Genomic DNA, 10,603 nt, shown 5'->3' on the forward strand with positions numbered 1-10,603 from the left:
CGCCTCGGCCGCCACCTCGGCGCGTACGAGCGGGCCCAGCGCGCCGATGACGGTGTCGGGCGCGGCGCGCGGGGGCGGGACGGTGGTCGTTTCGACGGGCGTCATGTCCGGCGGGACGCCCCGCCGGACATGACTGGTTGCTCTCAGGCCGGGGTGTTCACCCGACCGTGGCACGGCGGCTCAGCGGCTGACGAAGTCCGCGCGCGCCAGCAGGCCCGTGTCGGCGTTGTCGGTGAATATGCCGTCGATGCCCGTCTCGAAGTACACCTTGAAGGCGCCGAAGGCGTCGCCGTACGCGTTCGGGTCCGTGCCCCGCTGGAAGTCGGCGGGCAGGAAGGTGTTCTCGTTGCGCATCGTGTACGGGTGCAGGATCAGGCCCTGCGCGTGCGCGTCCCGTACGAGCGTGGTCGGCTTCGTCAGCTTGCCCGAGGCGTCCTTCGGGATGATCAGGTCGAGCGTCGGGCCGATGCCCTGGGCGAAGGACGCCATCCACTTCAGCCCGGCGGGCTTGACGAGATCGGCGACCGTACGGGTGTCGCCGGCGACCTTGAAGTCCCACGGGGTGGTGTTGGCCGCGTCGAGCAGCACCACACGCGGCGCCGACACCAGGTGTGCCATCCGCTGCATGCTGCTCGGCTCGAAGGACTGGAGGAATATCGGGGCGTCCTTGTGGTCGCGGCCGTAGCGGCGGAGCAGCTTCGCGAAGCGCTCTTCGAGGCCGAGGCCGATGGACCGGAAGTAGGTGGGGTGCTTGGTCTCCGTGTAGAGCCAGATGGGCTTGCCCCGGCGGCGGCCCTCGTCGTCGGCCCAGCGCAGCACCTCCTCGTACGTGGGGACCTGCCAGTGCCCGTCGTAAAGGGTGTTGCGCTGGCGGTTGGCCGGGATCCGCTCCTTGGCGCGCAGCGTCTTGATCTCGGCGAGGGTGAAGTCCTCGGTGAACCAGCCGGTGGTGCTGACCCCGTCGATGCTCTTGGTCGTCCTGCGGGCGGCGAACTCCGGGTGGTCGGCGACATCGGTGGTGGCCGTGATGTCCGGTTCGTGACGGCAGACGAGGTGCCCGTCCTTGGTGGGCACGAGGTCCTGCTCGATCACATGGGCGCCCATCTCCAGCGCCAGTTCGTACGAGCCGAGGGTGTGCTCGGGACGGTAACCGGCGGTCCCGCGGTGGCCGACGATGGTGGGCACCGGCAGCGCGGGGCGCGTGGACCCGTGGCCACCGCCCCCCAGTGCCACCGTCGGCGCCGGGGCAGCGACAGCGGCCGTCGCCGGCAGCGCGGCGACCGCCGAGCCCAGTACCGCCGCTCCCAGCACGGTCCGCCGCCCGGGGGTTTTCCGCTCACCCAGTGTCATGAAGGCTCCCTGTCTCCGTGTGTCCGCATCGCTGCGTGTCTGCTGGTCTGCTGTCTCTATGTGTCCGCGTGCCTGCTTGCCCGCGTGTTGCATGCATGTGTTGCCCGCGTGTCCCGCCGCATGACACATGTTCGTTCGTCCGCGTATCCGAGGCGTGCCTGATCCGTCTCCGACCCGTCTCTGATCCGTATCCGATGCGTACCCCGGCGTATCCAGCGCATATCCGCTCGGCACGCGCCCGCCCGAGACCTGCCGAGACATGCCGAGCGGGGCCCGAGCGTAGGCCGAAGCGACCTTCGTCCGGGGGGCCGCGAGGCGAACGCGGTGTAAACACGCGTCAACACCGTGTATCGGATCTCCGAACCCGATGTGTCATCCGGGCCGACCCGCGAGTATCGTCCTGGGCTGCACAGACTTCGCCGGTCGCCCTGACCGTCCACGACACCGGAGGACCCGTTGTTGTCCCGCTTCACGCTCATCAAGGCAGTGCTCGGACCGCTCGTGCGCCTGATGTTCCGTACCCGGGTGGAAGGTGTCGAGAACATTCCGTCGAGCGGTCCCGTCATCCTCGCCGGCAACCACCTCACCTTCATCGACTCGATGATCATGCCGCTGGTCTGCGACCGCCAGGTGTTCTTCATCGGCAAGGACGAGTACGTCACCGGCAAGGGTCTGAAGGGCCGCCTGATGGCCTGGTTCTTCACGGGCGTCGGAATGATCCCGGTGGACCGGGACGGCGGACGCGGTGGTGTCGCCGCGCTGATGACCGGTCGCCGCGTGCTGGAGCAGGGCAACATCTTCGGCATCTACCCGGAGGGCACCCGCTCCCCCGACGGCCGGCTCTACCGCGGCCGTACGGGCATGGCACGGCTGACGCTGATGACGGGCGCGCCGGTGGTGCCCTTCGCGATGATCGGCACGGACAAGCTCCAGACGAACGGCAAGGGCATGCCGCGCTCCGGCAAGGTGGCGGTCCACTTCGGCAAGGCGATGGAGTTCTCGCGCTACGACGGCATGGAGCGTGACCGCTACGTGCTGCGCGCCGTGACGGACTCCGTGATGACCGAGGTCATGCGGCTCGGCGGCCAGGAGTACGTCGACATGTACGCCACCAAGGCGAAGGCCGCGTAACCCGGGCTGCTTCACTCCAAGTCAGCCCGGGTTGGGTTGACTTGGAGTCCACGCGAAGAAGCAGACTCCCTCCCGATGCCCGGACGACACGTCGGGGCCGTACGAGGGGGATCACCCATGCGTTACCGCACGATCGGCCAGGACCCGGCGACGCGCCGCGAGGTGAGCGTGCTGAGCCTGGGAGCGATGCTGTTCGGGACAGTCACGGACGAGGAGACCTCGTTCGCGATTCTTGACCGGTACGTCGAGGCGGGCGGCACGTTCGTCGACACCTCGGACAACTACGCGTACTGGGTGAACGGCACCGTCGGCGGCGAGAGCGAGGCGCTCCTCGGCCGCTGGCGCCGCAGCCGGGGCATCGGCGACGAGATCACGATCGCCACCAAGCTGGGCGCCGCGCCGCGTTCCGCGGGGACGGGGTTCATCGACAACCCGGAGGGGCTGTCGGCGAAGGTGATCCGGGCGGCGGCGGAGGGGAGCCGCGAGCGGCTCGGCATGGAGCGGCTGCACCTGCTGTACTCGCACATCCCGGACACGACGGTCGAACCCCGCGAGACGGTGCGCGCGTTCGCCGAACTCGTCGCCGAAGGCACGGTCGGGCTGCTCGGGGTGAGCAACCACCGGGCGTGGGCGGTGGAGCGCGCGCGGAGCCTGGCCGCGGCGGAGGGGCTGCCGGGGTACGAGGTCCTCCAGTACCACCACACGTATCTGCGCCGCCGCACCGACCTCCCGAACGCGCTCAGCCCGGACGGCGATCTGGGGACGGTCGGCGGGGACCTGCTCAGTTACGCACGGGCCGAGCCGGGACTGACGCTCGTCGCGTACTCCCCATTGCTGTCGGGGAGTTACGTACGCGCGGACAAGCCGCTGGGTCCGGAGTTCGATCACGCGGGCACGCCGGCGCGGCTGGCGGCGCTGCGGGAGGTGGCGGCGGAGACCGGCGCGACGGTGAACCAGGTGGTGCTGGCCTGGCTGATCGGGGCCGAGATTCCGTCGATTCCGCTGGTGGGGGCGTCGTCGGTGGAGCAGTTGGAGGAGAGCTTGGCGGCGGTGGACCTGGAGCTCACAGAGGAGCAGCGGTCCAGGCTCGACGACGTGGCGTAAGCGGGTGGCTGGGCCGGCGGCGTAAGTACGGGGCGGGGCGGGGGGGCGGGGCCTCCGGGGGCTACGTATCCGGACAAGGACACGTACCTCCGACGACCACCCCGGCCCCCCTCCTGCCTCTCCTGCGTCTTCTTCTCTACCTCTTCGCCGTGGCCCACGCCTGCTGGATCACCAGGTCCGCCTTGACCTCCGAGAGCTGTACGGCGACGGCGGAGGGCGCCGTACCTCCCCGGCCGTTGCGGGAGGCCAGTGCGCCGTGCACGTTGAGGACCGACCTGACCTCAGGGGTCAGGTGTTCCGAGATCTTCGCGAACTGCTCGTCGGTGAGCTGGTCCAGCTCGATGCCGCGCGCCTCGCACTCCTTGACGCACTCCCCCGCGACCTCGTGCGCCACCCGGAACGGCACGCCCTGCTTGACCAGCCACTCGGCGATGTCGGTGGCGAGGGAGAAACCGGCCGGGGCCAGTTCTTCCATGCGGGCGCGGTTCACGGTGAGGGTCGCCATCATGCCCGTGAAGGCGGGCAGCAGAACCTCCAGTTGATCGCAGGAGTCAAAGACCGGCTCCTTGTCCTCCTGGAGGTCGCGGTTGTACGCGAGGGGCAGCGCCTTCAGCGTGGCCAGCAGGCCCGTGAGGTTGCCGATGAGGCGGCCCGACTTGCCCCGGGCCAGTTCGGCGATGTCCGGGTTCTTCTTCTGCGGCATGATCGAGGAGCCGGTGGAGAAGGCGTCGTGGAGGGTGACGAAGGAGAATTCCTTCGTGTTCCAGAGGATGATCTCCTCCGCGATCCGGGACAGGTTGACGCCGATCATCGCGGTGACGAAGGCGAATTCGGCGACGAAGTCGCGGGACGCCGTACCGTCGATGGAGTTGCCGACCGAGCCGCGTTCGAAGCCGAGGTCAGCGGCGACCGCCTCCGGGTCGAGGCCCAGCGACGAGCCCGCCAGCGCGCCGGAGCCGTAGGGAGAGACGGCGGTGCGCTTGTCCCACTGCCGCAGGCGTTCGGCGTCCCGGGAGAGGGACTGGACGTGGGCCAGCATGTGGTGGGCGAAGAGGACCGGCTGGGCGTGCTGGAGGTGGGTGCGGCCGGGCATGGCGACGGACGGGTGCGCCTCGGCGAGGCCGACCAGGGCCTCCTGGAGGCCGGTGATCAGACCGCCGATGATCCGGGCGTGGTCGCGCAGATACATCCGGAAGAGCGTGGCGACCTGGTCGTTACGGGACCGGCCCGCGCGCAGCTTGCCGCCGAGGTCGGGGCCGAGGCGCTCCAGCAGGCCGCGTTCGAGCGCGGTGTGGACGTCCTCGTCGGCGACGGTTCCGGTGAACGAGCCGTCGGCGACGGCCGATTCGAGGTCGTCGAGGCCGGCCAGCATACGGGTGGCCTCGTCGTCGGTGAGCAGCCCTGCCTTACGGAGCGCACGCGCGTGGGCGCGGGAGCCGGCGATGTCGTACGGGGCGAGCCGCCAGTCGAAGTGGACGGAGGCGGAGAGGGCCGCCAGCGCGTCCGAGGGGCCGTCGGCGAAACGGCCGCCCCAGAGCCGGACATCGCCCTTGTTGCTGCTCAACTCTGCTCCTCAGGAAGGGGGAAGAAAGCCGCCTCCCCGCCACTGCGGGGAGGCGGCCGGGTCGCGAAGGGGTCAGGCCAGGTCGCGCTTGGCCGCGATCTTCGAGGACAGGCCGAAGATCTCGATGAAGCCCTGCGCCTTGGACTGGTCGAAGGTGTCGCCCGAGTCGTAGGTCGCGAGGTTGAAGTCGTAGAGGGATTCGGAGGACTTGCGTCCTGTGACCACGGCGCGACCGCCGTGCAGGGTCATCCGGATGTCGCCGGTGACGTGCTGGTTGGCCTCGTTGATGAAGCCGTCCAGGGCGCGCTTGAGCGGCGAGAACCACAGGCCGTCGTAGACCAGTTCGCCCCAGCGCTGCTCGACCTGCCGCTTGTAGCGGGCGAGTTCACGCTCGACGGTGACGTTCTCCAGCTCCTGGTGCGCGGTGATCAGCGCGATCGCGCCGGGAGCCTCGTACACCTCACGGGACTTGATGCCGACGAGCCGGTCCTCGACCATGTCGAGCCGGCCGATGCCCTGGCCGCCGGCGCGCTCGTTGAGCTGCTGGATCGCCTGGAGGACGGTGACGGGCCTGCCGTCGATGGCGACGGGGACGCCCTCCTTGAAGGAGATGACGACCTCGTCGGCCTCGCGGGGCTCGGCGGGGTTCTGGGTGTACTCGTAGATGTCCTCGATCGGCGCGTTCCAGATGTCCTCCAGGAAGCCCGTCTCGACGGCGCGTCCGAAGACGTTCTGGTCGATGGAGTACGGGGACTTCTTGGTGGTCGCGATCGGGAGGTTCTTCTCCTCGCAGAAGGCGATCGCCTTGTCACGGGTCATCGCGTAGTCGCGGACCGGGGCGATGCACTTGAGGTCGGGGCCGAGCGCGGAGATACCGGCCTCGAACCGCACCTGGTCGTTGCCCTTGCCGGTGCAGCCGTGGGCCACGATGCCGGCGCCGTGCTTGTGCGCGGCGGCGACGAGGTGCTTGACGATCGCGGGCCGGGAGAGCGCGGAGACCAGCGGGTAGCGGTCCATGTACAGGGCGTTCGCCTTGATCGCCGGGAGGCAGTACTCGTCGGCGAACTCGTCCTTGGCGTCCGCGACCTCGGCCTCGACCGCACCGCAGGCGATGGCGCGCTTGCGGATGACGTCGAGATCCTCGCCGCCCTGGCCGACGTCCACGGCAACGGCGATGACCTCGGCGCCCGTCTCCTCGGCGATCCAGCCGATGGCGACGGAGGTGTCCAGGCCGCCCGAGTAGGCGAGTACGACGCGCTCGGTCACGGGTATCTCCTTACGATGCATTCACTGATGGGTATAACTATGCAAGGGTCCGTATGTTTTGTCAAAACGCCTCGGATTCGGGGGTGCGGTCGCGCTTGAGGGGCCGACTCCCGCCGGAACCGCGGCGCGGCCAGCAGGCGGTCCCCGTAGCGGGACTGGCATGTCAGAGGCGGCCAGTAGCCTCAGGCACCATGGGAATTCGGATAGACGTGGTGGCGGGGTACCCGGTCAACGATGAGATGGAGAGGGTGCTCGGGCTGGCCGAGGCGGTCGGCGAGCCCGTCACTGTCACGTTCATGTGGGAAGGGCGTCAGGGGACGGAACGCGCCGTGCTGGTGCCCTCGGCCACGCTGGCGCTCTGGGAGCACTGGGCCCCCACCGCCTTCCCTACGAGCGACACCGAGGACGAGAACAGCGACGCCGAGGACGAGGACGAGGACGAGGACCTGACTGATACGGAAAAGCCGGAACTGGCCCACCCAGCGGAATTCGGCCCGTTCACGCTCTTTCGCCGCCGCGCGGGAGGCCGCACGGCGGTCGCTCGCGGAGGCGCGGTGGTCGCCGAACTCCTGAACCCCTACGAGGCGCAGTGGCTCGAGGAGCAGGCCCGCAACGTACGCCAAGGCTTCATGGACCCGAAGCAGAAAGCGGCGTTCGAGGAGTTCCTCGCCCGACAGCCACCCATCGGGGAGCAGTGACGGATGACCTGGGCGCGCTCCCGGCGCTGGGGCGGGGCGCGAGTGATGGGAGTTGATGCCACTCAGCCTTGGGGAACGGCTGTGACGGCGGGTACCAGCATGATCGATCTGGGACGGTCAGTACGGATCTCCTCCTCCGGAATCGTCTTCCAGGGCCCGCGGCCGTGGGCTCCTTCGATGTGCCGCGCGTTGGCAGATGAGCCAGTAGACGAGCGCCGCAGGTGGGGCGGTGCACAGCAGGATGATCAGCAGGCGGGAGTCGATGCCCTTGACAGGAGTGGGTGGCGCGAGTTCGTCCACCCCGCCCGGCAGATCCCTCACGAGGGCATCGAGTTGACCACGGGTACGTGCTTGCAAGGCCAGGACCACACGTTCTTCGAGTTCGGGCAGCGTCAGCCGGCCGACCGCGTAGTGGTGTCGCAGCCGCGCCTCGACGCGGTCGCGCTCGGCGTCCGAGGCTCGTAAGACGGGCTTGCCGCGGACTCGTCGCTGTCGTTCATGACGACCTCTCAGGCTCCAGGGCTGCGGCGTCCGGGGCTGGGCGGTTTTGCAGGTCGACGACCGCGATGACGACTCGCGTCCAGACCCCTGGGGCGTCGTGGTCCCCGAATCGGGTGGCGAGCCGTTCGATGTGGCCGCGCAGCTCGGCGAGCGCTTTCGTCGGTCAGTCGCAGCGCACCACGATGAAGATCGACCTCCCGGCGGTCGCCGGCCTGCTTGGACCGGTAAGCGGCGTTGATGTCGGCCCGGGTGGCGTCCAGCATCGAGCCGAGGAACTCAGCCATCTCTTCCGGTGTCGCGGCATCGCTGGGGGGTCCGTGACTGCGGGGGCATAGATCCGCTCAACTTTGCCGCGGGCCAGCGGCCTGTACTCGGAGATCTCGATCAGCCCCGCCCGTTCGAGCTGACCGAGGTGGTAGTAGAGCCGGTCAGCAGGAAGCCCGGCACGGTCGGCAAGCTCACGCGCGGACTGCGGCGGAACCCGCACAAGCGGGCTGGCCACGGCGGCGGTCTCTTCATCTAGGGCACGGGTGCCGGCGAAACGGAACCTGCATTACGCGGCGGCCCGGCGTTCCGGAGATGTGAGACTTGACTCTCACGATATGTGAGAGGAAGCTCTCACGTCATGGAATCTGGTAATCGACTGGGCGATATCGAGATCACTGATCCGCAAGCGATGCGGGCGCTGGCGCACCCGGTGCGGCTGGCGATTCTCGAACGCCTGCAGCGGCACGGGCCCGCGACGGCGACGCAACTCGCGCCCGATGTGGGAGCGACCCCGTCAGTAACGAGTTGGCATCTGCGGCACCTCGCGGGCTTCGGCCTGGTCCGCGATGCCGAGCCCGGCCCGGACCGCCGCCAGCGGCGGTGGGAGGCGGTGGCGCGCGGTTTCCGGTTCGAGGCGCCGGAGGACCCGGCCGACGAGGAGGGCAGGTCGGCCGCGCGGGTCCTGTCCCAGGAGATGTTCCTGCGCTCGGGAGACCTGCCGAACCGGTGGGCTGCCGAGGTCGAACCCCATCTCGAACCGGCGTGGCGACGGCTCGCCGGCCTGGCCACCACCCGCGTCGTCGTCTCCGCCGACGAACTCTCCGCCATCGAGAACGCGATCGAACGCGTCCTCGCGCCCTACGTAACGCGTGACGAGGCCGCGCGTCCGGCCGACGGCCGTGGCGTCCGGCTGCTGCGATACGCCCTGCCCGAGGGCGCCGAGGACCAGACCGGCGGGACGTCATGACCGCCGCGGACCGGTCCATACCCGTATCGCTCTGGCGTGACCAGCGGTTCCGTCGTTTCTGGGCCGGCCAGTCGATCTCGCAGTTCGGCGACCGGATCACCGAACTGGCCCTGCCACTGATCGCGGTGGGGGCGCTGCACGCTTCAGCCAATCAGGTCGCATGGCTGACCGCGCTCATCTGGACCCCGACCCTGCTCGCGATCGTCCTCGGCGCCTGGGTCGACCACCAGGTCCACAAGCGGCGCCTGATGGTTCTCGCCGACCTGGTGCGTGCCGCGGTACTGCTCTCCCTCCCCGCTGCCTATCTGCTGGGGGCGGTGACGCTGAGTCAGTTGTACGCCGTGGCGTTACTGACCGGCGCCGCAGGGGTGTTGTTCAACACCGCCTATCCGCCGTTCTTCGCCCACCTGGTGCCCCGGTCGTCCTACGTGGACGCGAACAGCAAGCTCAGCACCAGCCGTTCCGCGTCGTACGTCGCCGGCCCGGCGATCGGTGGCGCTCTGGTCCAGGCGTTGACCGCTCCCGTCGCCGTCGTCGTCGACGCCCTGACGTTCCTGGCGTCCGCGATTCTGGTCGGTCGGGTTTCGATCGACGAACCGCCGGCCGCCCCCGACCAAACGACACCCCCGCTGCTGCGGCGCGCCAGGGAGGGTTTGGTGTTCGTCATCCGTCACCCGGTGCTGCGGGCGAGCCTCGGGTGCGCGGCGACCGTCAACTTCTTCACCTTTGTCGCGGGCAGCGGACTGATCGTGCTGTTCGCCAGCCGGAACCTCGGACTGACCGCCGGAGTCATCGGCATGGCGTTCGGAATCGGCGCCACCGGCTCGCTCCTTGGCGCGGTCATCGCCCCGAAGGTCTCGCGAAGGTTTGGCGTGGGCCGGAGCATAGTTGTGGGTGCTGTGCTGTACCCGGCACCGATCGCCATCGCCGCTGCCGCGGGCGGCCCCCTCTGGGCTCGCGCCGGAGCCCTGGCCCTGGCGGAGTTCCTCTCCGGCGTCGGCGTCATGCTCTTCGACGTCAACCTCAACTCCGTTCAGGCAGCCGTGATCCCCGACGGCATGCGCAGCCGAGTCGCCGGCGCGTACAGCACGATCAATTACGGCCTACGCCCGGTGGGCGCCGTCCTCGGCGGCCTCCTCGCCACCCTCATCGACCTCCGGGTGACCCTCCTCATCGGCGCCATCGGCGGAGCGTTGTCGGTGCTCTGGCTACTTCCCTCGCCGATCCCACGCGTCCGTTCCCTGACACCCGACAATCCGGTAGCTCCGGACAGCGGCCCGGACGCGCGACCATTGGCTTCCTGACCCCCGGGGATGCGATGCCGCACGCGGAGGAAGAAACCTTGGCCGCCGAACTGCGCTGTGTGATGGGGGAGTTGTCGCTGCGCGAACTCGCGCGCCGGGCACCAGGACGCCGGGCTAGCGGGTGGCTGCGGTGGCGGGAGGGTTGGTTGGGCGGGCGTGGTGGGCGCCGATGGACTCGGGAGAGGCCTTGGTTGCTGGGTGATCGGGCGGGGTGGGGGTTGTTTGGGGTGCGGGTTCAAACGGAGGGGCGGTCGGGGTGGGCCGGGTCCGTGATAGCGAGGGTCGGGCCGCCCCTTTCTCTTGATTTTCGCGGTTCCGGGGTGGGCGTCAAGGGCGCTCCTTCGTCGCGTCGGCTGCGCCGATTCCGCTCCGCTCCACCCTTGACACCCACCCCTCCACCGCAACTGCAACTTGAGGGGGCCGGCCCCAGGGGGGAGACTCCCCGGGGACG

General features: G+C 69.4%; 8 protein-coding genes and 1 pseudogene. 5 read left to right on the forward strand and 4 right to left on the reverse strand.

Annotated features, from left to right (window positions below; translation table 11 throughout):
• Positions 1-180: 180 nt before the first annotated feature.
• The gene (locus tag QR77_RS05600; protein WP_040020013.1) at positions 181-1,350 is read right to left on the reverse strand and encodes a glycerophosphodiester phosphodiesterase; all 1,170 of its coding nucleotides are present in this window, start codon (positions 1,348-1,350) and stop codon (positions 181-183) included.
• Between the two features lie 367 nt (positions 1,351-1,717).
• Between QR77_RS05600 and QR77_RS05605 the strand changes: the two are divergent.
• Both QR77_RS05605 and QR77_RS05610 read left to right on the forward strand, forming a co-directional pair.
• Positions 1,718-2,481, forward strand: a pseudogene (locus QR77_RS05605) (lysophospholipid acyltransferase family protein).
• Positions 2,482-2,598: 117 nt separating this feature from the next.
• A complete protein-coding gene (locus QR77_RS05610; RefSeq protein ID WP_040020015.1) occupies positions 2,599-3,585 on the forward strand; it encodes an aldo/keto reductase in 987 nt (328 codons plus the stop codon).
• 136 nt (positions 3,586-3,721) lie between these two features.
• On the opposite strand, the gene argH is transcribed toward QR77_RS05610, so the two are convergent.
• Together argH and QR77_RS05620 are read right to left on the reverse strand one after the other, a co-directional pair.
• Positions 3,722-5,149 carry an argininosuccinate lyase gene (gene argH / locus QR77_RS05615; RefSeq protein ID WP_040020016.1) on the reverse strand — a complete coding sequence of 476 codons (1,428 nt, stop codon included), beginning with the start codon at positions 5,147-5,149 and terminating at the stop codon, positions 3,722-3,724.
• A gap of 72 nt (positions 5,150-5,221) precedes the next feature.
• Complete coding sequence (locus QR77_RS05620) at positions 5,222-6,415, reverse strand: argininosuccinate synthase (protein WP_040020017.1); 1,194 nt, start codon at positions 6,413-6,415, stop codon at positions 5,222-5,224.
• A gap of 191 nt (positions 6,416-6,606) precedes the next feature.
• On the opposite strand from QR77_RS05620, the gene QR77_RS05625 reads away from it, so the two are divergent.
• Entirely contained in the window at positions 6,607-7,113 is a 507-nt protein-coding gene (locus QR77_RS05625) for a hypothetical protein (RefSeq protein WP_040020018.1), read from the forward strand.
• Positions 7,114-7,230: 117 nt separating this feature from the next.
• On the opposite strand, the gene QR77_RS43220 is transcribed toward QR77_RS05625, so the two are convergent.
• On the reverse strand, positions 7,231-7,626 hold the full coding sequence (locus QR77_RS43220; RefSeq protein WP_078876491.1) for a DUF1707 domain-containing protein: 396 nt from the start codon (positions 7,624-7,626) through the stop codon (positions 7,231-7,233).
• A 613-nt stretch (positions 7,627-8,239) separates the two neighbouring features.
• Here QR77_RS43220 and QR77_RS05640 point away from each other — a divergent pair.
• Positions 8,240-8,848, forward strand: coding sequence for a helix-turn-helix domain-containing protein (locus QR77_RS05640; protein ID WP_040020023.1), 609 nt, complete (start codon positions 8,240-8,242; stop codon positions 8,846-8,848).
• Complete coding sequence (locus QR77_RS05645) at positions 8,845-10,152, forward strand: MFS transporter (protein ID WP_040020024.1); 1,308 nt, start codon at positions 8,845-8,847, stop codon at positions 10,150-10,152. Before QR77_RS05640 ends, QR77_RS05645 begins: the two co-directional genes overlap by 4 nt.
• The last annotated feature ends 451 nt before the right edge of the window (positions 10,153-10,603 follow it).

It is taken from the genome of Streptomyces sp. 150FB (assembly GCF_000818195.1).
Classification (GTDB): Bacteria; Actinomycetota; Actinomycetes; order Streptomycetales; family Streptomycetaceae; genus Streptomyces.

What these genes read in the sequence shown, in the direction of transcription:
- QR77_RS05600 (WP_040020013.1), bottom strand. Translation starts at nt 1,350, where the DNA reads ATGACACTGGGTGAGCGGAAAACCCCCGGGCGGCGGACCGTGCTGGGA.
- QR77_RS05610 (WP_040020015.1), top strand. Translation starts at nt 2,599, where the DNA reads ATGCGTTACCGCACGATCGGCCAGGACCCGGCGACGCGCCGCGAGGTG.
- QR77_RS05625 (WP_040020018.1), top strand. Translation starts at nt 6,607, where the DNA reads ATGGGAATTCGGATAGACGTGGTGGCGGGGTACCCGGTCAACGATGAG.
- QR77_RS05640 (WP_040020023.1), top strand. Translation starts at nt 8,240, where the DNA reads ATGGAATCTGGTAATCGACTGGGCGATATCGAGATCACTGATCCGCAA.
- QR77_RS05645 (WP_040020024.1), top strand. Translation starts at nt 8,845, where the DNA reads ATGACCGCCGCGGACCGGTCCATACCCGTATCGCTCTGGCGTGACCAG.